The sequence below is a fragment of the Vibrio sp. THAF64 genome (assembly GCF_009363455.1).
Classification (GTDB): Bacteria; Pseudomonadota; Gammaproteobacteria; order Enterobacterales; family Vibrionaceae; genus Vibrio; species Vibrio coralliilyticus.
This window is the reverse complement of record NZ_CP045356.1, coordinates 163,116-188,780: the sequence shown is the minus strand read 5'-3', so window position 1 is coordinate 188,780 and position 25,665 is coordinate 163,116. Positions and strand designations below refer to the sequence as shown.

Annotated in this window: 24 protein-coding genes; 14 read left to right on the top strand and 10 right to left on the bottom strand. The window is 42.4% G+C overall.

Going from position 1 to position 25,665, the window contains the following annotated elements:
• Window positions 1-18 precede the first annotated feature (18 nt).
• Entirely contained in the window at window positions 19-456 is a 438-nt protein-coding gene (locus tag FIU99_RS17380) for a DUF3069 domain-containing protein (RefSeq protein WP_006960986.1), read from the bottom strand.
• A 175-nt stretch (window positions 457-631) separates the two neighbouring features.
• Between FIU99_RS17380 and FIU99_RS17375 the strand changes: the two genes are divergently transcribed.
• Window positions 632-1,564, top strand: a complete 933-nt coding sequence (locus FIU99_RS17375; protein WP_006960988.1) for a diguanylate cyclase — start codon at window positions 632-634, stop codon at window positions 1,562-1,564.
• Between the two features lie 67 nt (window positions 1,565-1,631).
• Here the strand turns inward: FIU99_RS17375 and FIU99_RS17370 are convergent, their stop codons facing one another.
• On the bottom strand, window positions 1,632-2,867 hold the full coding sequence (locus FIU99_RS17370; RefSeq protein ID WP_006960990.1) for a GGDEF domain-containing protein: 1,236 nt from the start codon (window positions 2,865-2,867) through the stop codon (window positions 1,632-1,634).
• Window positions 2,868-3,088: 221 nt separating this feature from the next.
• On the opposite strand from FIU99_RS17370, the gene FIU99_RS17365 reads away from it, so the two are divergent.
• The 10 genes from FIU99_RS17365 (at window position 3,089) to FIU99_RS17320 (ending at window position 12,602) form a co-directional block, all read left to right on the top strand.
• Complete coding sequence (locus FIU99_RS17365; RefSeq protein WP_006960991.1) at window positions 3,089-3,460, top strand: late competence development ComFB family protein; 372 nt, start codon at window positions 3,089-3,091, stop codon at window positions 3,458-3,460.
• Window positions 3,461-3,471: 11 nt separating this feature from the next.
• Entirely contained in the window at window positions 3,472-3,753 is a 282-nt protein-coding gene (locus FIU99_RS17360) for an HlyU family transcriptional regulator (protein ID WP_006960992.1), read from the top strand.
• A gap of 295 nt (window positions 3,754-4,048) precedes the next feature.
• Entirely contained in the window at window positions 4,049-5,584 is a 1,536-nt protein-coding gene (pntA, locus tag FIU99_RS17355; RefSeq protein ID WP_006960993.1) for a Re/Si-specific NAD(P)(+) transhydrogenase subunit alpha, read from the top strand.
• A 12-nt stretch (window positions 5,585-5,596) separates the two neighbouring features.
• On the top strand, window positions 5,597-6,973 hold the full coding sequence (gene pntB, locus FIU99_RS17350; RefSeq protein WP_006960994.1) for a Re/Si-specific NAD(P)(+) transhydrogenase subunit beta: 1,377 nt from the start codon (window positions 5,597-5,599) through the stop codon (window positions 6,971-6,973).
• Window positions 6,974-7,076: 103 nt separating this feature from the next.
• On the top strand, window positions 7,077-8,576 hold the full coding sequence (gene vxrA, locus FIU99_RS17345; RefSeq protein ID WP_006960995.1) for a sensor histidine kinase VxrA: 1,500 nt from the start codon (window positions 7,077-7,079) through the stop codon (window positions 8,574-8,576).
• Entirely contained in the window at window positions 8,551-9,210 is a 660-nt protein-coding gene (gene vxrB, locus FIU99_RS17340) for a response regulator transcription factor VxrB (protein WP_006960996.1), read from the top strand. Before vxrA ends, vxrB begins: the two co-directional genes overlap by 26 nt.
• A complete protein-coding gene (locus tag FIU99_RS17335; protein WP_006960997.1) occupies window positions 9,210-10,082 on the top strand; it encodes a DUF2861 family protein in 873 nt (290 codons plus the stop codon). The genes vxrB and FIU99_RS17335 overlap by 1 nt, the downstream gene beginning before the upstream one ends.
• Before the next feature lie 59 nt (window positions 10,083-10,141).
• Window positions 10,142-11,356, top strand: coding sequence for a conjugal transfer protein TraF (locus tag FIU99_RS17330; protein ID WP_019274601.1), 1,215 nt, complete (start codon window positions 10,142-10,144; stop codon window positions 11,354-11,356).
• A gap of 66 nt (window positions 11,357-11,422) precedes the next feature.
• Window positions 11,423-11,572 (top strand): YoaH family protein, encoded by a 150-nt coding sequence (locus FIU99_RS17325; RefSeq protein ID WP_006960999.1) that lies wholly within the window; start codon window positions 11,423-11,425, stop codon window positions 11,570-11,572.
• Window positions 11,573-12,128: 556 nt separating this feature from the next.
• Window positions 12,129-12,602 (top strand): GNAT family N-acetyltransferase, encoded by a 474-nt coding sequence (locus FIU99_RS17320; RefSeq protein WP_050778631.1) that lies wholly within the window; start codon window positions 12,129-12,131, stop codon window positions 12,600-12,602.
• A 34-nt stretch (window positions 12,603-12,636) separates the two neighbouring features.
• Here FIU99_RS17320 and FIU99_RS17315 read toward each other — a convergent pair whose 3' ends face one another.
• The 3 genes from FIU99_RS17315 to FIU99_RS17305 all read right to left on the bottom strand — a co-directional run bounded on the left by FIU99_RS17315 (window position 12,637) and on the right by FIU99_RS17305 (window position 14,194).
• The gene (locus FIU99_RS17315; RefSeq protein ID WP_080555939.1) at window positions 12,637-13,173 is read right to left on the bottom strand and encodes a hypothetical protein; all 537 of its coding nucleotides are present in this window, start codon (window positions 13,171-13,173) and stop codon (window positions 12,637-12,639) included.
• A gap of 331 nt (window positions 13,174-13,504) precedes the next feature.
• Complete coding sequence (yciH, locus tag FIU99_RS17310) at window positions 13,505-13,816, bottom strand: stress response translation initiation inhibitor YciH (protein ID WP_006961002.1); 312 nt, start codon at window positions 13,814-13,816, stop codon at window positions 13,505-13,507.
• A 6-nt stretch (window positions 13,817-13,822) separates the two neighbouring features.
• Window positions 13,823-14,194, bottom strand: coding sequence for a DUF3319 domain-containing protein (locus FIU99_RS17305; RefSeq protein ID WP_019277817.1), 372 nt, complete (start codon window positions 14,192-14,194; stop codon window positions 13,823-13,825).
• 99 nt (window positions 14,195-14,293) lie between these two features.
• Between FIU99_RS17305 and FIU99_RS17300 the strand changes: the two genes are divergently transcribed.
• A complete protein-coding gene (locus FIU99_RS17300) occupies window positions 14,294-15,250 on the top strand; it encodes a tyrosine-type recombinase/integrase (RefSeq protein ID WP_006961004.1) in 957 nt (318 codons plus the stop codon).
• Here FIU99_RS17300 and FIU99_RS17295 read toward each other — a convergent pair.
• Both FIU99_RS17295 and FIU99_RS17290 read right to left on the bottom strand, forming a co-directional pair.
• Window positions 15,247-16,236 (bottom strand): D-alanine--D-alanine ligase, encoded by a 990-nt coding sequence (locus FIU99_RS17295; RefSeq protein WP_006961005.1) that lies wholly within the window; start codon window positions 16,234-16,236, stop codon window positions 15,247-15,249. The two genes, FIU99_RS17300 and FIU99_RS17295, sit on opposite strands and share 4 nt — an antisense overlap.
• Window positions 16,237-16,394: 158 nt before the next feature.
• On the bottom strand, window positions 16,395-16,964 hold the full coding sequence (locus FIU99_RS17290) for an SPOR domain-containing protein (protein WP_006961006.1): 570 nt from the start codon (window positions 16,962-16,964) through the stop codon (window positions 16,395-16,397).
• A 219-nt stretch (window positions 16,965-17,183) separates the two neighbouring features.
• Between FIU99_RS17290 and FIU99_RS17285 the strand changes: the two genes are divergently transcribed.
• Entirely contained in the window at window positions 17,184-19,883 is a 2,700-nt protein-coding gene (locus FIU99_RS17285; protein ID WP_006961007.1) for a bifunctional acetate--CoA ligase family protein/GNAT family N-acetyltransferase, read from the top strand.
• Between the two features lie 19 nt (window positions 19,884-19,902).
• On the opposite strand, the gene FIU99_RS17280 is transcribed toward FIU99_RS17285, so the two are convergent.
• The gene (locus FIU99_RS17280; RefSeq protein ID WP_006961008.1) at window positions 19,903-20,793 is read right to left on the bottom strand and encodes a LysR family transcriptional regulator; all 891 of its coding nucleotides are present in this window, start codon (window positions 20,791-20,793) and stop codon (window positions 19,903-19,905) included.
• A gap of 257 nt (window positions 20,794-21,050) precedes the next feature.
• Here FIU99_RS17280 and FIU99_RS17275 point away from each other — a divergent pair, with 257 nt between their 5' ends.
• Window positions 21,051-23,180 (top strand): TonB-dependent hemoglobin/transferrin/lactoferrin family receptor, encoded by a 2,130-nt coding sequence (locus FIU99_RS17275; RefSeq protein WP_006961009.1) that lies wholly within the window; start codon window positions 21,051-21,053, stop codon window positions 23,178-23,180.
• 453 nt (window positions 23,181-23,633) lie between these two features.
• Here FIU99_RS17275 and FIU99_RS17270 read toward each other — a convergent pair whose 3' ends face one another.
• Window positions 23,634-23,885, bottom strand: coding sequence for a hypothetical protein (locus tag FIU99_RS17270; RefSeq protein WP_006961010.1), 252 nt, complete (start codon window positions 23,883-23,885; stop codon window positions 23,634-23,636).
• Complete coding sequence (locus tag FIU99_RS17265; protein ID WP_006961011.1) at window positions 23,869-25,596, bottom strand: SgrR family transcriptional regulator; 1,728 nt, start codon at window positions 25,594-25,596, stop codon at window positions 23,869-23,871. The genes FIU99_RS17270 and FIU99_RS17265 overlap by 17 nt, the downstream gene beginning before the upstream one ends.
• Window positions 25,597-25,665 lie beyond the last annotated feature (69 nt).

Here is a 25,665-nt window from a genome sequence, read left to right as displayed (position 1 = left end):
TTTTTTTTGTTAATTGACTTATTTTACAAATACATCAGTAAAGTCACGCTTTAGCACAGGGTCACGACGTGCTTTCTTAATCTGCTTAACCATATCTTTCACACAGTTGTGAAGAACTTGATCTAGTAGCTGTGCGCGGTATTCTTCTTTCTGCTCATCAGTCATATCTTCAGGTAGTTTAAGCGTAGGAAACTCTTCCATTACATTAATACCTGCAAACGCCTGACTTACAGAGATAAGAGCATGGAACTGCTCAAAGTTATCAAGAACATTTTGAGCACTCTTTGGCAGCTCATCCCAAGCTTCTCGAACGGCTTCCTCTGACACTTCATGAATAGAAGTTACCATGAAGTGCATTGCTTCAGGAACGCCATCAAATTCAATCACTTGACGAAGTTCTGCTGAAACAGTCGAAAGGTCGACTTTAGGTTGTTCTGTTTGATTAGCGTCAGACATTAGTTTTATCTCATAAATTGTACGTGTTTAACGGCGCTATCCTAAAAAATCCTCATTAAATGTCAACCATAGTGGAGGAATTGTCGCCCTTAGAGTATTCTTTTCTATAACCAGCTGATTTTTAGGCCAGTTTACATACAAAAAGGTAGAACAAGTGGAACTATCTGGATCTTCGATGAAAATTCTTCTAGTCGATGACGTGCAAATGGAGCGCATGCAGTTGGCTATTCGTTTAAAGCAGCTGGGCCATACCGTAGAAATGGCAGCTTCCGGTGAACAAGCTCTAGAAATGTATCCCTCATTTGAGCCTGAACTTATCTTACTCGATATTTCCATGCCTGAAATGGATGGTTTTGAAGTATCTCAGCGAATCCGTGCTAACTACAAAGAATGGATACCAATCATTTTCCTTAGTAGCCACGATGAACCTGCCATGATAGCTCATGCAATTGAAGCAGGCGGTGACGATTACCTTACTAAACCGGTAGATAAGCTTGTTCTTTCCTCTAAGCTTATTGCAATGCAACGAATTGCATTTATGCGTCGTGAGCTCAACCAAAAAACTGCCGAGTTGGCAAAAGCTAATAAAGAGTTAGAAAAACTCGCGAGTGAAGATGGACTTACAAAAGTTAAAAATCGCCGCTACATTGATGAAAAATTAAAAGAGATGATTGCGGTTCATGGTCGCCATGGATTGCCTTTAAGTTTAATACTACTCGATGTCGACCACTTTAAGTTATACAACGACAACTATGGTCACATAGAAGGGGATAAATGCCTTGTTGAAATTGCCCAGTCCCTCACATCACTGTTTTCTCGAAGCGGAGAAATAGTAGGTCGTTATGGTGGCGAAGAGTTTGTCGTAGTGCTAGGGCACACCGATGCTGAACATGCAAAGAAGCACGCCATGCGAGTTCAATCAACACTAGAAGCTCTCGCTATCAAACACGAGTATAGCTCCACAGCAGAATATGTGACGGTGTCACAGGGTGTGTGTGGTTTTAACCCTACTGGAAAAGAGACACCTGACGAAATGTACTCGAAAGCTGACGAGGGGCTCTATCGCTCTAAAAGTGAAGGCCGAAATCGCTTTACGTACATAGATTGACCATCTGTTATAGACTATAAAAAAGGTTCAGCTTATAGGCTGAACCTTTTTTTATTTTTACCAGAAGTCAGGCCGATTCAATACGGTTACGCCCAGCACGCTTTGCTTTATATAAAGCGGCGTCAGCGCACTTCATGACCTCAGAAACACTATCAGCATTCTCATGGTCAGCCACACCAATACTAATCGTTACATTTACATGATCGTGTGAGTTAGATTTACGACGTTTTTTAGCGCCAGATTTATCGTCTTTTGGTCGAGACTTCTCATTGCGAACCACCATTTCATATTCTTCAATCGAAGAACGCAAGAGCTCAAGGTGATCTAGGGCCTCATCGACGTCTTTGTTCTTAAACAACACCGTGAACTCTTCGCCGCCGTAACGGTAGACTTTAGCTCGGCCACCGACTCTCTGCATTTTACTGGCGACAAGCTTCAGAACATCGTCACCAGTTTCATGTCCGTAAGTGTCATTAAATGATTTGAAGTGATCAATGTCGAGCATTGCTATTGTGTAACGTTTTCCTAAATGACGCAGATCTGACTCTAACGCGAGTCGCCCTGGTATATCTGTCAACCGATCTTTAAATGCGAGCTCATAACTTGCCGAAAGCATATAAATCAGTAACAAGAACCCAGAGAGGGTAAACATGGTGCTGGAAACATACTGAACGTGGAAAAATGTAAACGTCACGGAAGAGAGTGTGATCGCAGAATACACGACCACATCAATAATACGATTAACCCGAAGAACAACAATCGCACTCAACAATATTGCACCAACCGAATACAAAACGAGAATTAACGGCAGTCGCGAAACGCTGGGCTCAGAGTAAAGAAATGTCTCGTCGAAATTTTGGAATCCGCCTTCATAAAAGTAGGCAAGAATAAGGTAACACCAAATAGCAATAAGTGACAATGTCACAATATAGACAATGAACGCTCGGCTTAAAACACCTCTTTCCTTGTATGGATAGACTAATGCACAAGCAATAGGGACTACAAATGCAAGCAGAGAAAGCTCAAGAAGGGTTGAGCCAGTAGAGAGCGAGCTTTGCAGATATTCTTGTATGTACCAATAAACAACAAGCATGGTCAGCGCAACCATAGCAATACGACATTGTTTAAACGCGTGACCTAAGCCAATGACACAGAAGAATAAAAAATAAGGGAGATTAGAAGTAATACCTAAGTTTGCTTGCGTTAGATTGATGACATTGTTCATACCAAAGCCGATCATTGCTAACAGCAGCACCGGAAACGTCAAACGAAACCAATTTGTTGTCACCAAAGAAAACGACATCTATCTAGCCTAGCCTTATTAATTAACTTCTTAATATACAAGTCTTAGAATACTTTGATTTGATGATTTTCCAAGCTTTTTACTAAACTAATGAATGAAAAGTGAGTGTTAGTATGAACAATGGTCAAAAAGTGATGAGAAAGCACCCTTAAATCGATTTTGTGTTTTATAGTTAACTGATACTCATAAGAAAAGTCTGAATCTTAAAGGAGTTAAGATTTATGCAAATTAGTGTTGATGTTCACAACTACATGGAGACCCTTGTAGGTCAGGTGTTAGCTGACAGTCAGTACACTGATAGGTTTGATCATGAACAGCTCGCAGATTTAGCCTGCTTAGCACTAAGTCAGCTCAGACCTGTTTATATCCGCCACGATATCGACTTTCTGTCTGCGTTATCCGAAGATCGCTTGGTTGTCCTTAAAAGATACTCAGAGACTGCTGTCGAAGCGGCTCTGACAATGATAGTTGACGATAGAAGAAGAAATCGTAAAGATGAAGTTCCTATCATGTTCAGCAAACCACGATTCGATGACGATACAGAACTCGAATGGTTTGAAAAACCTCTGGTTATGAATAAACAAATTACCTAAAGGAGTACTAGGTGGGACTATTTTCTCGTTTGTTTGGTGGCGGTAGTAAAGAGCAAGCTAAAATCGAAGTTGAACCGGTGGAATACAAGGGTTTTCTTATCTATCAAGAGGCCCAGCCGGAAGGTGGGCAATATCGCATTGCTGGCCGGATAACAAAAGAATTAGAAGGGCAAACTCAAGAACATAGGTTTATCCGTTCAGATGTACTGGCATCCGAGTCCGATGCTAATGAATTCATGCTAAAAAAAGCACAAATGTTCATCGATCAGATGGGTGATAATATTTTTAGTTAGTCTTTTCCTAGTTGACGAGCGTCATAAATTTAAGAGCCATTAGTCGTTATGCTGATGGCTCTTTTATTTTGTGTATTGCATCTATTTGTTTGATTTAATGACAATTAATGGTAACTGGTACGACCTCTCATTTTAAAATGAAAGCGTTGTTTCATTACCTCGTAATACTCGAAGTGCTTCATTACCAACGGTTATATGTAATGATATTTTGTATTTTTGTTACAAAGTGCTTGAAGTTAATGAAACCGTTAGATAAAAACAATTAATCATTGTTGCCAGTAGTCAAGGAATAGCTATGCAAATTGGTGTGCCAAAAGAAATACTCGCGGGTGAAACGCGAGTGGCTGCCTCGCCCAAGTCGGTAGAGCAGCTGTTAAAGTTAGGATTCGATGTAAATGTCGAATCTAGTGCAGGGGAACTTGCAAGTTTTGATGATTCTTCTTTTCAATCATCAGGTGCAAGCATTGTTACCAAGGAAGAGGTGTGGCAGTCAGACCTCATTCTTAAAGTCAACGCACCAAGTGACGATGAAATCGCTCTAATTAAAGAAGGAGCAACACTAGTTAGCTTCATCTGGCCAGCTCAAAACCCAGAGTTAATGGAAAAGCTATCCAGTAAGAACATCAATGTTATGGCGATGGACTCTGTTCCACGCATCTCGCGTGCGCAAGCTCTCGATGCTCTTTCTTCAATGGCAAATATCGCAGGTTATCGCGCTGTTGTAGAAGCAGCTCACGAGTTTGGTCGTTTCTTTACGGGTCAGATCACAGCTGCGGGTAAGGTTCCACCAGCGAAAGTTTTGGTTGCGGGGGCTGGTGTTGCAGGCCTTGCAGCAATCGGGGCTGCTGGTAGCTTAGGCGCAATAGTTCGAGCATTTGACGTTCGACCTGAGGTTAAAGAGCAAGTCCAATCTATGGGTGCCGAGTTCCTTGAAGTCGATTTCAAAGAAGACTCTGGCGCAGGTGATGGCTACGCGAAAGAAATGTCTGATGAGTTCAACAAGAAAGCGGAAGAGCTTTACGCTGAACAGGCCAAAGACGTTGATATCATCATTACGACTGCACTCATCCCTGGTCGTCCAGCTCCTAAGCTGATCACCAAAGAGATGGTGGATAGCATGAAAGCGGGTAGTGTAGTTGTCGATCTTGCTGCTGCCAATGGCGGTAACTGCGAATACACTCAAGCAGACAAAGTCATTACAACTGCGAATGGCGTTAAGATCGTCGGTTACACCGATATGGTTGGTCGCCTTCCAACTCAATCTTCACAGCTTTACGCAACTAACTTAGTCAACTTGTTGAAACTGCTATGTAAAGAAAAAGATGGCAACATTGACATCGATTTCGAAGATGTCGTATTACGTGGCGTGACCGTTATTAAAGAAGGTGAAGTCACTTGGCCTGCACCACCAATTAAAGTATCGGCTCAGCCTGAGCAAAAACCAGCAGAACCAGTAAAAGCAGAAGAAAAAGTCGAAGAACCCGTTTCTCCGGTTAAGAAACTGGCTGCTCTAGCGGTTGGTGTTGGTGCATTTGCATGGATAGCTTCCGTTGCTCCAGCAGCATTTCTTTCTCACTTTACCGTCTTCGTTCTAGCATGTGTTGTAGGCTACTACGTAGTCTGGAACGTTACCCATGCGCTCCACACTCCTCTTATGTCTGTAACTAATGCAATCTCAGGCATTATCGTGGTAGGTGCGCTGCTACAGATTGGGCAGGGCAATGGTGTGGTTTCCTTCCTGGCGTTTATCGCTGTTTTAATTGCAAGCATAAATATATTTGGTGGCTTTACTGTTACCAAACGCATGCTTGAAATGTTCCGTAAAGATTAAGGAGTAACGAGAATGTCTGCAGGATTAGTACAAGCAGCTTATATTGTTGCTGCATTATTCTTTATTTTAAGTCTGGCTGGTTTATCTAAGCAGGAATCTGCCAAGTCTGGTAACTATTACGGCATCGCCGGTATGACGATCGCTTTGATCGCAACGATCTTTGGCCCTGAATCTCAAGGTTTTGTTTGGATCGTTATCGCAATGGCGATTGGTGGCACTATTGGTATCCACTACGCGAAGAAAGTGGAAATGACCGAAATGCCTGAATTGGTCGCTATTCTTCACAGTTTTGTGGGTATGGCAGCCGTGCTTGTTGGTTACAACAGCTATCTAGATGCACCAGAAGCGGCAACCCACGCTGAGCATGTAATTCATCTCGTTGAAGTCTTCCTCGGCGTATTCATCGGTGCAGTTACCTTTACAGGTTCTGTTGTCGCATTTGGTAAGCTACGCGGTATCGTTTCTTCGTCACCTTTGAATCTTCCACACAAACACAAGCTAAATCTAGCAGCCGTTGTTGTTTCTACATTGCTGATGCTACATTTCGTCAATGCCGACGGAAGCATGTTTGCGCTTATTGTGATGACATTGATTGCATTTGCATTTGGCTACCACCTAGTGGCATCAATTGGTGGTGCGGATATGCCAGTCGTCGTATCAATGCTTAACTCTTACTCAGGTTGGGCAGCCGCAGCAGCTGGTTTCATGCTTGCAAACGATCTACTCATCGTTACAGGTGCTTTGGTTGGTTCTTCCGGTGCGATCCTTTCGTACATCATGTGTAAAGCAATGAACCGTTCCTTTGTTAGTGTTATCGCAGGCGGCTTTGGTCAGGAAATTTCAATTTCGAGTGATGTAGACCATGGTGAGCACCGCGAATCAACGGCAGATGAAGTCGCTGACATGCTGAAAAACTCTAAGTCAGTCATCATCACACCAGGATACGGCATGGCTGTGGCTCAAGCGCAGTACCCAGTGCACGAAATCACTGAGAAGTTAAGAGCGAAAGGCGTTGAAGTACGATTCGGTATTCACCCTGTCGCGGGTCGACTACCAGGGCACATGAACGTGCTGTTGGCAGAGGCAAAAGTGCCTTACGATATCGTTCTAGAAATGGATGAGATCAACGAAGACTTTGAAGAAACTGATACAGTTCTGGTCATCGGTGCGAACGATACTGTTAACCCAGCAGCGCAAGAAGATCCAAACAGCCCAATTGCGGGTATGCCCGTACTAGAAGTTTGGAATGCGAAGAACGTAGTGGTATTTAAACGTTCAATGAACACGGGTTACGCTGGAGTTCAAAACCCATTATTCTTCAAAGACAATACGCAGATGCTATTTGGCGATGCGAAAGAGAGTGTAGACGCTATTTCGAAAGCCCTGTAACATGATTTAACTAAGTAAGAAGCCAGCAATTGCTGGCTTCTTTTGTTTTCTGAGTAGCATTATTGACACCAATATTACATTTGAAATTTATATTTTTGCGATAATGCTTTACTCTAAATCTAACCTACTGATTTATAGATTTTTTGCATTGATAAAAACGGCTTTCAATATATTAACAGTATGTACGGCAATCTTTAGCTTCAGTGCTAGCGCAAATTCGCTGCCGGAGCGAATCGATAAGTTTGTTGATTCGTTTAGCAAGGACCAATTCAGTGCATCTTACGATATTCGTATTATGCAGTCGGATTACCCGACTCGTTTAATTACGCCAGATTCAATGCTGCCTCAGACGTCGTCATATCCATTGCGTGATATTCAACGTCTTTATCAACTTGCACAAAACTGTACCGGAAAACTGCCTCTCAGCCCCTTAATTACTGAACCTCTCGTATTTACGAGAGCCGTGTGTAAAGGGACAAAACTGAGTGAGAAGTGGTTTGCCCGCAGTGGATTAATTCATCCGGGCGGCGGTACTTATGCAAAGCGTTATGTAACTCTGCACCCTGAAAGGCAGGAACAGCTGCAGCAGTACATGCATATAAAAGAGCGTCCGTTGGCACCAAGAGCCACATTGCTTGGTCGCCTACAACGCATGAACGAAGAAACGATTCTCGCCTTGCTTTCGGGTTCAAGCATGTTTCTTGAACAAGGTGAAATGTGGCTTCGCCAAAATGACAGTTACTTAGTATTTCCAGAGAGTGTATGGAAAACAAATGCAGACGATGCAGGGCTAAGCGTTCAGTTAAAAAGTGAATCAAACAGCTGTTTCGTACAACGAGGCAACCTGTGTTGGGACGTAGAGGACCACTCCCAGATATTGAGAATCAGCATGGTGGTGCTGGTAATAGCCAATATTTTGCTGGTACTCGGTTGGTCTGTATATCGCTGGAACACCAAAAGACAAGAGATGAAGAGCAGAATGTTGATTCTTCAGATACTCACACATGAACTTAGGACCCCGATCGCGAGTCTATCTTTAACAGTGGAAGGATTTCGCCGTGAATTCGAGAAACTTCCGGAGTCTGTTTATGACGAGTTCAGAAGGCTGTGTGAAGACTCTCGTCGTTTAAGACAGCTGGCAGAAGCCAGCAAAGACTATCTACAGTCAGACAATAAGCCACTGGCGACGGAATGGGTACCGTCCGTCAAAGAGTGGTTAGAGTTTAAAGTAGAAGAAGAATTTCATGGAAAGATTGAGTTTACGATCAATGGAGACGTAGCAGCAAAGCTCAATGTCTATTGGTTGGGAACTTGTATCGATAACCTGATCCGCAATGCCACAAAATACGGCGTTGCCCCGATAGTGCTGGATGTCAGCACTGATAACAATTTGATTACCGTTAAGGTTATAGACCAAGGCGAGCTCACTCAAAAAGATTGGCGACAATTACGTAAGCCTTTTGTTAGCAAAGCTGGTCTTGGTTTAGGCTTAACTATCGTTGAATCTATGGTTGGAAGAATGGGCGGAAAAATGTCCCTTATAGGTCCACCTACAACGTTTATATTGGAGATACCTTGTGAAACAGACACTGCTTCTTGTTGAAGACGACAAAAATCTGGCCGATGGCCTGTTAGTAAGCCTGGAACAAGCAGGATATGAGTGTTTTCACGCTGAAATGATTGCTGATGTAGAGCAATATTGGGAAAAGGCTGACTTAGTAATTCTTGACCGTCAGTTACCAGATGGTGACTCAGTGGAGCACCTAGTTGGATGGAAAGCGATTAAAGATGTGCCTGTCATTCTGCTAACGGCGCTAGTAACAGTCAAAGACAAGGTAACAGGCCTTGATGCGGGAGCGAATGATTACCTGACAAAACCATTTGCTGAAGCAGAGCTGTTCGCCCGTATTCGTGCTCAGCTACGCGCACCTGAATCTGATGCGCAGGATGACAGCAAGGTCAAAACTCAGCACCTTGTTATCGATAAAGCCACTCGTGAAGTCTTCTACAAAGACGAATCGATTACTTTAACAAGAACCGAGTTTGACTTGTTACTGTTTTTGGCAAGTAACCTCGGACGAGTCTTTACCCGTGACGAACTACTCGATCACGTATGGGGCTATAACCATTTCCCAACAACCCGTACCGTTGATACTCACGTGCTTCAACTCCGTCAGAAGTTACCTGGGCTTGAGATTGAAACGCTACGTGGCGTTGGTTACAAAATGAAAGCCTGATGAAAATCAAAGCCTTACTAATAGGCGTGCTACTCAGCACGCCTGCTACAGCCGCTAACATTCCTTGGTTTGAGAGTAATTCACCTCTTACACAAGCTCACAGGTACCTGCTCAATGATGATTTACCGGCGATGTTTTCGTCGTTGGTAGAAGTTTGGCAGCAGGAAAAGAATAGGGCGATCTCACCTCATTTAAACGAACTATTTCAGCAATCTCTGCAAGTTGATTGCGGCAAGGGCCTAGATTCAAAACCACTTCCTGATTGGATCAAGGGAGTGACTGTGCGTGCTATAGAAACACAAAGTCCTGGTCGAGATTCCTACCGAGCACTTATCGAAGTTGCCTCCCGAAAAGATGTTGCTGATATTTCCTTAACCCGTTGGGTACAAAAAAGTATTTCGACAGACAATTCATTTGCCGCACTTGCGGAAACTGACGACGAAGTAAAATCATACGTCAAACGCTATAACCTCAATAGCAAGATTCCAATGGGTTTATACCGGCTAGATGTAACGGCGAAAGACCAAACATCTTGGAGCTCTTGGTTAGTCTTTGGAGAACCGAAAGCCAAAGTAACTATACGTTGGCAGTCTAAAGATCAATGGCGAGTTGAACGCAACGCATTGTTAAACTCTCATTGTCCACTACCTAAACTCGACACGGCACTTTATGACTACGTTGATGGCCAATATAACAAAGTGTGGGGTGCAACCTATGAATCTGATTATCCAACTGCATTAGAGCCCAATCCCGTCGATCCTGGCCGATACGTTTTAGCAGTTTCGATGACCCACCAAAGATGGCAAGGCCCAATAATTGTTGAACAGTCCCAAATAATTAGTAAAACATACGACGTTTCTATAGAGGAATAATTAAAGTTAGGACACAATAGGGCGATATAAACACAAGGGATCAAAAAGTTTATATCGATATGAAAAATTCAATAAAAATCTTATCGTTGTCTATCGCGTTGGCTTCCACAAGCTCATACGCAGCCACCTATGCAATCGAAGCACGAGGCGACGCAATGGGTGGAGTTGGGGTTGTTTCTGCAAACTTCTTAACAGCGCCTTTTTACAACCCGGCAATTACAGCGATTTATCGACGCAATGACGATGTAGGGATGATCATTCCTTCATTTGGCTTAGCTTACAATGATGAGCACGAGATGGTTGATGGCTTAGATCAAGCCGCAGACATTATTAACAGTGCAGTAAGCAGCAGTAGTATCTCTTCAGAAGATGCGGCACGTCTGCAAACCACTCTTGATGGTTTAGAAAATGATATTGCGAAACTCGAAATAGGTGGCGTAGTCGCTTTTGCTATTCCAAACAGTTTTATTGCAGCCAATCTTTTCGGCAAAGCTTATGCCGAGTCATTTGCTCAAACCGATATCTACACCGGTGCTAATACAGGTAACAGTGACTTAAACACCGCTGTTAACGCAGAGCTCAGCGCAGTCAACGCTGTTGCTATTGGGGTAACTGAAGTTGGCATTTCTTTGGCCAAGTATCAAACCTTCCTCGGCCAACACATTTCATTCGGCGTCTCTCCAAAAATACAGCGCGTATACACCTATGTTTATAGCGCGAACCTAAATAATTACGATATCAAAGACGTACGAGACAATGGCACTGGCGAAACCATGTTCAACATGGATGCTGGTTTCCTTTGGTTCCACGGACCTTTACGCGTTGGTGTGTCAGCGATGAACTTAGTTTCTCGCGATATCATGACGCAGGAACTTCCGGCTCAAACTCTTACATCAAGTATTGATGGAAGTCAGTCTAGAACTATTCCTGCAACTTCTTACGCCTATCAGATGAAACCACAATACACAGTTGGTGTCGGGCTAGTCGCGGATTACGCAACATTAAGCGTCGATTACGATATCAATGAAGACGAACGCTACACGAACTTCAATGATAATACTCAATATGTCAGAGTCGGCGGTGAAATCGATATTATGCGTCAACTTAAGTTAAGGGCAGGGTGGCGACGTAATCTCGCCTACGACAATCTAGACGACACAATCACTGCTGGTATTGGCTTATCACCGTTAAACCTTTTCCAGATGGATATTGGTGCAAGTTATACCAACGAGAATTCAATGGGCGCTTATATAAACTTCTTGGGAAGTTACTAGAAGCTCTGGCGATACGCATTGAATCGTAATATAGTCGGCTCCTAATTTTTGTTAGGAGCCTTTTTTATGCTAGATGATTTTCCGCCTCTTTCTCATGAGGAACAACAGAAAGCTGTCGAAAAAATCCAAGAACTGATGGCGCAGGGAATAAGCACCGCGGAAGCCATTAAAATCGTCGCAGAGGAAATCAGGAAGAAAACCTCCCAGAACGACTAATGAAAATGAATCGAGAATAAGAGAGCAGGAGACTGCTCTCTTTTTTTATGTCTGAAGCAAATATTTCGCCTAAATGCATCACTTAATTCTCAACAAAAAACAAGATCGAAAGCCAGCCACAAACAAAACAAAAGAGTAGGAAGTTAAACATTTTCCTTGATATACAACCACTTATGACAGAGTTATATCCTTGCCAAATAAAGACTTAAAAGTTAGATGTAATTATATTACAGGACTTTGTAGTATGTCTGTAAGCGCTCACTATGATGCCAGATATTATTTTGTTTGGTGATACTGTCACAAGGGAGTGAATTGTGAATTAGATATGTGAAAGTTAACGATCAAGCAATGCAGAACTACCATTTGTACTCTGTAAGTAACAGTGTTTGTAGCTAGTAAGCTTTTACGTTGCCTTAATCAACCAAGGTACATTCAATATCTAGTATTGTGACAATGTCACATGTTGTTGCTCAGATATGTTTAATGGAGAGTTGTAATCTCTTTCAATTGTTGATTTGATGGTTCCGATTAGATTTCAAATTTCGAAGGTAAAGTTTTGGCTATCTACATTAAGAAAGCGGGAGTGGAATACTCTAAATCAATTAGTGAGCTTATTACGCCACTTACGGACAAATATGTTTGCCCAACATGCGAAGAGTCATTTCGAACTGTACTGTTAGATTCGATGGCACCGGATAAGATCCGTGAATACCAAGAAAGCGATTATCGATATCACGTCGCTGAAAAAAGCGATGGTACTATAGTCGGAGTGATCGGCATGCGTGAAGAAACACACCTCTACCATTTGTTTGTCTCTGACGACTATCAAGGCCAGGGGCTATCGCGAAAATTATGGAAAACCGCTATGTCAGATGCAAAAACAAGAGTCGAAGTAACGTCTTTTACTGTTAACTCAGCAGTTAATGCCGAACATGTTTATCTGAATTTTGGCTTCAAACGTATTAACGGTGTAAGAAACCGCGGCGGCATGGTGGACATTCCAATGAAACTCACTCTTGAGTCAAATTAGCCAGATCAAATAAGGTGTCCAATGACCCCAGAATCTATAACTTCATTTCGACCGTTGTAGACTCTACGATCACTTCATTTTCGTATCGCTTTAAAGGGCTCATCACAGAGTTGTGATTGTAGATAGCGCGGTATTGAGCAAGCTTCTTTCTTAAGGGCACGTAAATCAAATGGTTATTAACGCTCTCGACTTGAAAACCCAATAACAAGTTCAGCTCATAAGAAATTGAGTATTTGCCATTTTCCAATGGGACTAGTTTGAACCAAGAGTTACAATCGACTGCCTGTTGATTGATCTCATTAATAACGCCTTGACTCAGGTTTTCATATTCACCGTTATTTTCACAAAGGCGGAACCTCATTTCTATTGGCTCAGCATCAACGTTCAATACAATTTTTCTATCGACTTCATCTTTACGCGTATAAGTAAAGCTTATCTTTTTTCCTTTTGCGTTTGGCTCGCCAATCACATGCTCATACTCAACATTCTCTATGAAATTTGGTTGTAGTTGAGGAGTGTTGCTACAGCCTACAAAAAGAAGCGTAACGAATATAGTGAGGAGCTTTTTCACAGAGAAACCATTAGAACAACTTAGAAACTAGGACGCATTCTCTCATAAGTGCATTGCTTCATACTAGTTTTAGACACTAAATCAATAATATTGAATAGGTGAGATTTATTGGCCATGTGTCTGAATATCAAACTCTAACAACGTACATATTGCTTACACCATTAGTGCGCATTATGTAGGTTATGTTAAATAATATACACAAAATAGAAAGCGCCTGTTTGAGCGCTCTCTTCTGTTATCTGGTAATTCTCAAATTCAACATAATTGGATTTACCATAAAATACCTAATAATCAGTTAGTTTAATCAAAGATTATCCAAACTGTTATTAGATCAGCCACCGGCTAGTTTTACAGTAAGGCCTTTCTTTTCAAGGTGCGCTTTAATTTTGTCTCGAGCGTCACCTTGTATTTCTATATTGCCATCTTTCACTGAGCCACCACATCCACAAACCTTTTTTAGCTCAGCAGCAAGTAATTTAAGCGGCGCGTCATCAAGATCTAACCCAGAAACAATACAAACACCTTTGCCTTTTCGACCTTTAGTTTGGCGTTGGATACGCACGATCCCATCACCTTTAGGTCTCTGGGCTTTTTCTTCTTCAGGTTTAATACGACCAACATCTGTGGAATAAACAAGACTCATGAATAACTACTTCTTCTGTTCGGCTTTTTGCTTAGCCAGCAAGTATGCCTCTATATGCTTCTGAATGGCAAGCTTTCCACCTTTAATTAACTTGCCATTGAAGAAACAATACCAAGTGTTAACTTCACCGGTATCATTTTTAATGGTATAGCCATGAAAGTTTTCTTGTGATGGAGAACCCTCAGCCTGTTTTTTATTGCCTAAAGAACCAAACTCTTTTGGATCTATAATAGTGGCAGTATCACAAAACCAATCAATGCTCTTTTTTACTGCAGGCATACTTCCAGATAAAACATGATTTTTAATCTGAACTTGCCATACGTCGGTAGAACTTCCAGCAGTTTTTAGGGTGAACCCTCGATATGTCGCAGCAGCCATAATATTTTTTATTCTATTAATCAGTTAATTTAATAATAATTGTATATTGCCCTTAATCAAGTATCCTGAATAAGGATAATATCGTTATAGTGCGCTTCGATGAAAAAAAACATTAGAGCAATCACAGATTTAGCTACAAGAAATCGATTCATTAGACAGTTTACTCAATGTGTGACCATAGACACAATGAACTCACTGACAGGCAGTCAGTATTCGAATAACTCTTTGTTAGCATTAACAAAAGACTGGAATCTTTTCTCCGAGTATTGCCAGAAGAAATCTGTTAATGCTCTACCCGCTTCTACCGCTGCCGTGCGCTTGTTTCTTGAAAGGGAATCAAGGCAAAGAAAATATTCCACCTTAAGGCGTTACGTGGTAACAATATCACTTGTGCATAGAGTGCTAGAAATGAGTGACCCAACCGCACACTCTTCCGTCCAACAATCTCTAGCCGCATTAAGGATTGAAAAGTCTGGTGACGCCCATCCTACTGTCCCGTTTGAACGAAAGCATCTTGAAGCGTTGACCCAAAAACTGGATAACAAGCCTTCTTTAAAGGTAGTTCGAGATCTTGCGATTTATCATCTTATGTTCGAATGTATGCTGAAACGTAGTGAGCTTAAAAAGATGTCACCAGCCGACATCGAGAAAAATAGTGAAGGTTTAACAGTTCACGTCGGTTGCTCTAGCTACCCGCTTTCCCAGCATGGCCAAAAGTATTTATTGCGATGGCTAAGCAAACTTCCCGTTCAAAATCCTTACTTATTCAGTGCGATAGATAAGCATGGGAATATTGGTGTTGAACCATTGAATGATTCTTCCATTTATAGAATTTTGCGTGCTGCGAGCGACAAACTAAAACTAAACGTTAAGTTTTCTGGTCAATCGTTAAGAGTTGGCGCAGTAAAAGAATTGTCTCGTAAGGGAGTGAAAGCCATTGATATTCAGCATTATGGTCGATGGCTTAGCCCTGCGATGCCTTATCAGTATTTGGGAAATAAGGTCACCGCAGAAACTGAAATGATGGTGTTTAAACGCTTTAAGCCGTGGTATTAAAGTGAGCTCTTGACGCAATCAGCAAGAAATTCTGAGAACTTTAGCCCACTATGCTCAACCATTTTCGGGAACATCGAAATTGGTGTCATTCCTGGGAAGGTGTTCACTTCATTCAAGTACACATTTCCTTCTGGAGTTAAAAAGAAATCAATTCGAGACAAGTGACGTAGTCTCATTTGTTTGAACACTTTCTCAGAAGCTTGTTGGATAATAAGTCGTTGATCGTCTGTAAGATTCGACGCTTCAACATCTGTTGTCGAATGACTATCTGCACTGTATTTCTCTTCGTATGAATAGAACGTGTCTTCTGGAGCTTTAATTTCTCCCGGTGGCGTCACATGCAATTGGCCTTTATATTCATACGCTGCAACCTCTAACTCGCGGGGCTTTACTGCTTTTTCGACTAAGACTTGATCTGAATATCCAAACGCATCATTGATTGCTTTTTGCAGTTGATCTTTTTCTGTCACTTTATAGCAGCCAACAGAAGAACCCTGTCTTGCTGCTTTAACGAATACACTTCCCCACTGCTCGAACGCTGCTAAGCTTTGATCATATGCCTGCTTATTATTCTCTGACAAAAAGATATAAGGCGTATTTGGAATGGAAAGTGCGTCGTACCAGAGTTTGGACGTGATTTTGTTAAAGCTATTCGTACTTGCTTCAGGTCCACAGCCTAAATAAGGAATGCCTGTAAGTTCGAGCATCGATTGGATATCACCAGTTTCCCCCGGAAAGCCATGAATACATGGAACAACAAAATCCAATTTTGTTGCATTTACTTCAGAGTTCAAGGTTCCAGCGTTTGTATCGAGATAAACCAGTTGCTCACCTTGATACCAACCTTCAGGTTTCATTTCTACTCGAATCACCTCAAAGTCAGGTGTTAGCTCAAGTTGGGATTGTACGAAATCTGCTGAAACGAGCGACACTTCATGCTCAGCGGAACCGCCACCACAAAGTAGTAAAATTGTTGTATTCGCCATTAAGGATCTTTCCGTGAAATAACAGAGGGATTAGTAGAGTTAATCATAATAAAAACTCGGCAAGGATTCATCGATTTAACCGAATTATGACCGTTCTGACAGTTTGTTTGATTGATTAATACGCATTAAAAAAGGGGCTGATGCCCCTTTTTATGAAATTAGTTAAGCTTATTCAGCGTTGGGAACTCGGAGTTCTTAATCGCATCAATACTCTTAACGAAAGGTTTCATGTCTTGTAGCTCGCCTGGCAGTTTAGAAATGGCTTTCTTCGCATCAGCGCGAGTGGCGTAGTCACCGTAAAGGACTGTGTACCACTTTGTGCCGTTGACGACTTTATAGTTTTCCCACACTGGCTCGCCATCACGTGGTAGTTTACGTGCAAACTGGTCCACTTTGGTTTGGCTACCAACCGCAACAACCTGAATCGTGAAACCATAACGTGGGTTCATCGCTTTTTGTTTTGCTGTTGGAGGGATAATCGCGACTGCTGGCTTAGCCTTCTTCTGAGGTTGCATAGTAGTCATTTGCTTCTCAGCCATCGGCCTTACAGTTTTAACCGCTTCTTCCGTGACGCCGTTGGTAACGCCTTGCTCTGAAACAATCGGCTTTTCTACTGCCGCTGTTTTGTAATCCTCACGATAGCTTTCAGAGGACACGTCAGTTACGTAATCACTCGATACACACGCTGAAAGCACCACTGATAAGCCAACTATTGCGATTTTTTTCATGAATTCTTCAAATGCCTTTTGTAGAAATTACTGTAAATCATGCCGTTAGATAGGATTAGAATCAACCCAACATTCTAATTATATATCAATACACTGTGACACATGGCACAAAGTCGGAGTCACGTCAGGTGATCTGATTAAAACAACGCCTATTTAACTCTGAATTCGTTTAAGTGCTTGGTTAATATTAGCTTAAACGCTGAATGTCGGAGTGTAGAAATGAATAGTCTAAGCCACTTGCTTAAACCAAAGTCAGTCGCTGTTGTTGGAGCTTCGACCAGAACGATGCGAGCAGGCAATATCGTTATGAAGAATCTTCTTCAAGGCGGATTCGAAGGTGCGATTATGCCCGTCACCCCACGTTATAGTTCAGTGTGTGGCGTTCTTGCTTATAAAGATATCGCGTCTCTTCCAATTACACCCGATGTCGCTATTTTATGTACAAACGCGAGCCGGAATTTAGAGCTCTTCAAACAACTCGCGGATAAAAGAGTTAAAACGGTTATCGTGTTATCAGCGGATATGCACTTAGCGACCGATGAAGGCATCAGTATTCAAGATGCCTGTCTTACCATCGCTCAGCAGTCAGGTATTCGGATATTGGGTCCAAATAGCCTTGGCATTATTCTCCCCTGGCTCAACTTTAACGCGTCTTTCTCACCAGTAACGGCACAGCAAGGAAAGATAGCCTTCATCTCTCAATCGGCAGCTATGTGCACGACGATCTTAGATTGGGCGAACGACAAAAACATTGGCTTTTCAGCTTTTATCTCTCTAGGTAACGCTTCCGATATCGACTTCGCGGACTTACTCGATTATCTAAGCACTGACTCCCACACTGAAGCCATATTGCTCTACGTAGATACGATTAAAGACGCCAGACGATTTATGTCTGCAGCTCGTGCCGCCTCACGAAATCGTCGAATTCTAGTGTTAAAGGGGGGAAAAACCTCCGCAGGTAGATTGGCCGCTCAAGCACATACCGGCGGTGACGATACGCTCGACATTATCTATGACTCCGCAATTCGCCGTACAGGCATGCTAAGAGTAAACAATTCCCATGAATTGTTTGCTGCAGTAGAAACACTCACCCACTCAGTTCCGCTTCGGGGTGAACGTTTAGCGATCATTACTAATGGCGGTGGCCCTGCAATCATGGCAGTTGATACATTGTTAGTCCGCGGTGGCAAATTAGCGGCGCTGCCCGATGACGTCGTGGACAAACTGAGCAATGTGCTCCCTTCAAGTTGGAGTTATAACAACCCTATCGATCTGGTAGGTGATGCAGGACATCAGCGCTACATCGACACACTAAACATTTTAATGGACAGTGACTGTGCAGATGCCATTCTGATCATGCACAGCCCCTCAGCGATTGCACACTCAGAGCAAACGGCCTTAGCGATTGTGGAAGCAATTAAAGGGCATCCTAGACATAAGCGATTTAATATTCTGACCAACTGGTCAGGTGAACTCACCGCGAGACCTGCTCGTCAGATATTTACTCAAGCTGGCATTCCTACCTACCGAACACCGGAAAGTGCTGTCGTCGCGTTCATGCACTTAGTTGAGTACCGGAGAAACCAGAAGCAGTTGATGGAGACTCCAACTACAGCGGAACCAGTGCACGTTGGTGAGTTAAACGAAGCCAAAAAGTGGATAGATGAAAAGCTACTGGATAAAGATACAGTAGCTTTGGATACTCACCAAATTGGCCACTTTCTTAAGCATTTTGATTTTAATGTCCTACCGACATGGATAGCTTCTGACGCTAGTGAAGCAGTTCATGTTGCTGAACAAATCGGATACCCCGTTGCTGTTAAGCTACGTTCCCCTGACATTGCTCATAAGTCAGATGTGCAAGGTGTAATGCTAAATCTACGTAACAGCCAAGAGGTCGCGAGTGCTTCTCAAGCTATACTCGATAGGACTAAGCTCTCTTACCCTTCAGCTCATATACACGGCTTGTTAGTACAGGGCATGGCGAAACTTGCCGGCGGCGAAGAAATTCGAATCAAGGTTAAAACCGATGAAACATTTGGCCCCGTCATTTTGATTGGGCAAGGTGGCTCGGAATGGGATGAGTCGATTGACGCAGCTTCAGCGTTGCCTCCACTTAACATGACGCTCGCACGCTATTTGATCGTTAGGGCCATTAAGAGCGGTAAGATACGCCCGCAGAAACTGCCCGTTCCGATGGATATTCAAGGACTCTCAGAATTATTAGTTCGAATTTCCCAGATGGTGGTAGATTGCCCTCAAGTACATGAACTGGATATCCATCCAGTACTTGCGATTGGAGATAGTTTTACGATCCTAGACGCAGATTTAGTGCTCAAAGAATACCAAGGTGATGCCCAGAAACGCTTAGCCATTCGTCCTTACCCTGTTGAGTATGAAGAAAAGATAGAATTGAGAGATGGCGACACGATCTTAATGCGCCCTATTCTTCCCGAAGATGAGCCTGGTCATGCAGACTTCATCAACAATGTCTCTAAGGAAGATTTATACAAACGATTCTTTAGCGATGTCGGAGAGTTTAATCATGAGGCTTTGGCGAACCTAACACAAATTGATTACGACCGTGAAATGGCGTTTGTCGCGGTGGCTAATTATGATTCAGAACCTAAAATCATCGGTGTATCGCGCGCATTGATTAACCCAGAAAATACGGATGCTGAATTCGCAATATTGATTCGCTCGGACTTGAAAGGGAAAGGGCTGGGTAAAATTTTGATGAACAAAATCATCGCCTATTGCCGACACAAAGGCACGAAGCAAATATCTGGAATGACAATGCCAACCAACAGAGGAATGTTGATGCTGGCTCAGAAGCTCGGTTTTAAGCTGGATGTGCAGTTCGAGGATGGCGTTGCTGACATGGTTTTACCATTAAATGAACCGGTGGATCGTGGGTGATCCACCAGCTTCAACAGGATCACTCTTTAAGTGGCCAATTCTTTTTTAGGTATTTGATACACCAAGATTTTGCTTCACCCATCTGATTGCGTTTCCAAGCCAGAATGATATCTATTTCAAATTCTTCAGTATCTGAGATTTGAGCTAACGACCCTTTCTCTATTAATTCTTGGGCAACCGATTTCGGCAATGTTCCGATTCCCAAACCTGACTGCAGGGCATCAACCTTAGCCGACAAATTTGTTACAGTCAGTCTCGGTTGTCTCTGGAGGATATTTACACTAATTGCTGGCTGCTCTCTCGCCGTATCGGCAATTGCAATAACTCGATACTTGGCTCTGGCCTCTTCGTCAAACGGCCCATTTCGCTTGTGGACGTAATGGTTCGGTTCCGCAACCCAAATCATTTTCATCGAACCAATCGATTCAGCTTTGACATCAAGCGATAACGTTTCCGGTTTTGGGCAAACCAATAGATCTGCCCTACCTTCATCGAGTGATTCCCAACAACCCGCTAGGATTTCTTCTTGTAGTCGGATCCGTGTTGAGCTGACATTCCCTAGAGCATCAACCATAGGGAAAAAGTTCTGAACAGGCACAATACCATCGAAAGCGAGTGTGATATCGAGCTCCCAACCATTAGCGAGAACGCTAGCATCATTAACCAGTTTTTCTGTTGCAGACAAAATGACTCGCCCTCTTTCAAGAATCAGTTTTCCTGCTTCTGTAAAAGTGGCTTTATGGCCAGAGCGGTCAAAGATCATGATATCGAGATCTTGCTCAAGCTTTTGAATCTGATAGCTTAATGACGATGGCGCCCGATCGAGCTCATTAGCTGCTGCCGCGAAACTTCCTCTGCGATCTATCGCATCAAGGATATGCATCGCCTCTAGTGTTATTGGACTTTGCAATATTATTCTTCCTATTAATACACTCAATGAATAACGTGATTTAAATCACACCATCGACACGTAAGTCGAACCTTTACAATTGTTAACAGAATGTTCATCTGTTTGTATTTTAAAGATTTATCTCTAATTGAAACGCAGATCGGTAAAAAAGCCATCAATTACCAATAATGCGAACGATAGTAATTATCATTTAGATCCTATAGAGTTCTTTGCGTTCAAACATAAGCCTAATTATGGATTTAAAGGTAATTACAACAATGTATAAAAAATCATTATTGTCAGCTTCTATTGTACTCGCCCTAGCGCCGAGTGTGCATGCTGAAGAGTATGCACTATTTGATGAAGTAGTGGTATCCGCTTCACGTACAGAACAGCAACTTGAAGATGTTGCTGGATCGGTATCTGTTGTTACAGATAAGCAAATTGACAAAAATCTAGCTTCTAACGTTGATGACGTACTGAAATACACACCGGGTGTTGACGTCATTTCTGATGGACGAATGGGTATTCAGCAGATAAACATTCGAGGTATGGAAGGTAACCGAGTTAATATTTTAGTCGATGGTGTAGCCCAACCGTACCTTTATGACCAATCTTATACATTCATCTCTTCAGGTCGTATTGCGTTAGACACAGATATGATTAAAGCGGTCGAAATCGTTAAAGGTTCAGCTTCAAGCTTATACGGCTCAGATGGTATTGGCGGTATTGTTGCGTTCCAAACTAAAGACCCAAGCGATTTCCTAGGTGAAGGAGATGGGTTTGGAGGGCAAGTAAAATTAGGCTTTGCTTCTCGTAATGATTCTTTCACTGAAAATGTTGTTCTAGCTAATCGTAGTGGTGATTTAGAAACACTCGTCGCATATACTCGCAACGATGCAGGCTTGACAGACAATTTTGCTAATGGTGACTATCAGGATTACTCACCAAAAGACTTAGACTCTAAAGCCGACAATGTTTTGGCTAAGGTTCAGTATCAAATAGATACCGCCAACAGAATAGAGTTTACTGGTGAGTTCATTAACGAGAATAGTAAAGGTGACATCCAACATTCGTCATTCCCTACATTCAACAGTGATGATACTACCGAACGTTCACGCTTAAGCCTTAAACATATTTGGGAAGGCAGCACGAAACTTGCCGACTCGGTAACATCGCAGGTTACGTGGCTATCTCACGAACAGAACAATGTTACTGACCGTGTTGGAACTTCGTTTGGTAGCGCTGTAAATGAAATAAAAGACTATTCTTACGAAGATAAAGGCATTCAAGCAGATTTGCAGGTAAATAAATACCTATCACTTGAATCTTCCGAGCACTTCTTTACGTACGGTCTGGCTTATACCAATAAAGATATTACCAACTACAACAAAATCATTGATCGCTCTAACAATGACCAAACATCGGTATACTTTTATCAACCTGATGCGACCGAAACCAGAATTGGATTGTTCGTTCAAGATCAGATTTCACTCCTTGAAGATAAGTTAGTTGTAACCCCTGGTTTACGTTGGGACAGATTTGAAACTAAGCCTGATAGCTCCACTGAAGGTATACCTTCAGGACAAACTTACGAGACAAACACAAGTTCAGCGCTTACCGCACGTCTAGGAACAGTTTATTCTTTGGATGACGAGTCTAAAGTCTTTGCTCAAGTAAGCCAGGGGCATAGAGCCCCTACGTTTGAAGAGTTGTATTACTCAATGCCAGGTCATGGTTACACAAACGTACCAAATCCTAACCTAGAAGCAGAAGAAAGTATTACGTACGAAACAGGTTACCGTTATACAAACGACTTCTCTCGTTCAGAAATTGCGGTTTTCTATAGTGATTACAAGAACTTCATTGACGTCATAGACATTGGCTCTGGCTCATCTGAGTATCAGCACCAAAACGTTGGTAAAGCGACAATTAAAGGCATTGAGTTCTCAAGCCGTATTGCTATCAGTGAAGTGTTCGAACTACCTAAGGGCATCTCTACTAACTTTGCCGCTAGCTACACTGAAGGTGAAGATGGTGAGAACAAGCCGCTTAATTCAGTAAATCCGTGGAATGCTGTCGCGTCATTGGATTACGATGCACCTAGCCAGACATGGGGTACAAGTATTGCAATGAACTACTACGCAGAGAAAAAGCTATCTGATATTAATGTTGATCCTGATAACAGTACTCGTACTCCTGATGAAGTCGGTACGCCTAGCGCAACCGTTATTGACCTAACTGCATACTACCGCCCTATTCAAGATCTCACGCTAAGAGCAGGTCTTTTCAATATTACTGATAAAGAATATTGGAAATGGAGCGACGTTAGAGGCGAAGGTGCGCTGCATGCGGATGACACTCAAGCAGGTCGCAACTGGGCAATTACTGCTAAGTACGAATTCTGATAAATCCAACACACTGTCTATAATTCAAAGCCAGCTTTATGCTGGCTTTTTTTGACCTTTCAACCAAAGATAGCTAAACGCAAAAAACAAAAAAGCCCCCGAATCTGGGAGCTTTCATAGTTCATTCAAAAAAAGATAACAAAAATGTTATGAATGAAACGGTAATTATTTTGAGCTTGTCATCTCTTTCTTAACCATTACAGCTGACGTGATGATGAAAGCGATGATGAGACCTAGCTCCATTGATAACCCCTATTGTTTGCAAAGTTGATAGACTGGACTAATTTTTGAACAGCGACATTCTAACACTTTTAAAATTCAATGATAGCTCTTAACGATATTTTTACGATTTTTATCGACTAAGATCAAAATCGGTGCGCCTAGCCTCATTTTCAACAGAATTCCCAGTCAATATTACTGTTAATTTTGTTAAAAGATTATGCTAAATCAGCCCTACTTCATAGTGACTTTTCCGCCAATAATTTTGTATGCGGGAGCACCTCTAATCAATGCTTCTCTCGCAAATTCACGACCACATTCAGGACAATGGCACGCCAGTTTTGTGTAATCTTCGACAATACGCTCTTTAAAACACTTCACCAGTGCCCCTTTACCACCCTTTCGGTATTTGAAGAGCTGAGATTTGCACTTGGAGCAATAGATATCGACGGTTTTACTGGGTTGCTTCTTATTCGGCTTTGCCATTTAACACCTCTGAATCTTCGCTTAGCTTCTCTGGTTTCAGCCAAACCTGACTAAAATCAAACCAACCGAGCGCATTACATTTTGCGTTTTGCAGCGAGCCACATTGGTCTTTACTGATTCCCAACCAGCAATGAAACATAGGAATGATCTGCATTTTTTCTACAAGAGATTTTCCTAAGTCTTTTGCTGGGAAAACGCTATTTTCTTCTGCTTGCCAAACCTCAACAAGGCTAGACCAATATTTAAAGTCTTCAGGCTTACTCAACTGCTCAATATCGCTATAGTTAAGTAGCCAGCCAGCTAAGCCATCTTCGCGATTGTTAGCAATACCCATCGGTTTGACCCAAATATCAACATCATCAATATCCGGTAGAGTGATGTCATACTTAATAAGCTCAACTTCTAGGTTATCTTGCTTCAATAACGACTCAATACACTTTACCAATGTTGGAAACATTGGGTGTTGTCCGTGGTATGCGATCGTTACTTTTCGGTAGGAAGGCGGTGACGTATAGTGCCCTTGCCTAGTATGGTGATACCAGCCTGGCTTCAGCCCATGTGCAGGTAGCACACCTAATTCCACTATCTTTTCCTGAGGAAGTTCCTGATATAGATTCAGGGATCCAAGGCGGTGACTGAAGTAATTCGCCCATTCGTCAGATTTCGCTAACCCACTACTACGGTTGAGCAACAAATAGGTACAGCCTGGGTCAAGCTCAACTTCATCACTGTAGGTTCCTGTTTCAGGTTTAATTGGATTCGTCATACTCGGAAATACCATTGATGAATGAATATCATCAATTACCCAGACTTCTACACGGTCCATTAGAGGCCTGAAACCAAAATAGCCATCAAAAGCTTGCAAAACAAGCCTTTTGTCATCATTTTGAATTACTTTGTAAGGCCCTGTTCCAACCGGGTTTATGTCGTAATCTTCCGCTCTGGAGTTCTCTGGTAATAGGACTTTAGCATCAGATTCAGACAATAATAGTGGTAAGTGGAAGTTATTCTTTTTAAGAATCACATCAACAACGCAACGGCCTGGGCTAACCACATCTTCTATATGTGAGTACAGGTTTTTGCTCTTTAGTGCGAGTAGTGAGTTAACAACCATGTCCGTTGTTAGGAGGTCGCCGTTGTGAAAACGGACATTTGGTCTGAGGTAGAACCGCCAATGCTGAGGAGAGAGCATCTCCCATGTGTGGGCAAGATCAGGACAGAGCTTCTCACTGTCATCAAGGCGAGTCAGCCCACTAAAGATTTGACGAGCAATATGCTGCTCTGAACGACGAACTGGCTTTTCAGGATTGAGCATGGATAGCGGGCGATAGTATGGCAATCGTAAGACTTGTTGCCCTTCTAGCTGCTGCACGCCCAAATAACTTTCAACTACTTGCGCAAGTTTCGCAGAGTCTTGGTCCAGTACTTTAAGCGCTTGGCCAATTTTCCCTTCTTCAAGATATCGCCTAGCGAGGTTTTCGCTGACATCAGTACGACTGCGTTTGAAGTTAAGTTGAGAAAGCTTCCCTCGCCCCGGAGAAGGATGCCATTCGATCCACCCTTCCTCTTCCATTTTGTTGAGTACGATGCGTGCGTTACGTCTAGTACAAAACAGAATCTCGGTAATTTCTTCAAGTTGAACACCACAATCTTTGCCATTGTAGTGTTCAAATAAGGTTTCAAATTGAACACGAAGTCTGGGGCTACTCATAAAGAGGAAATCTCAAATATATATGACCAGACTAAGTTTCCTTATTTATATCGAAGAAGCAAGTACGTT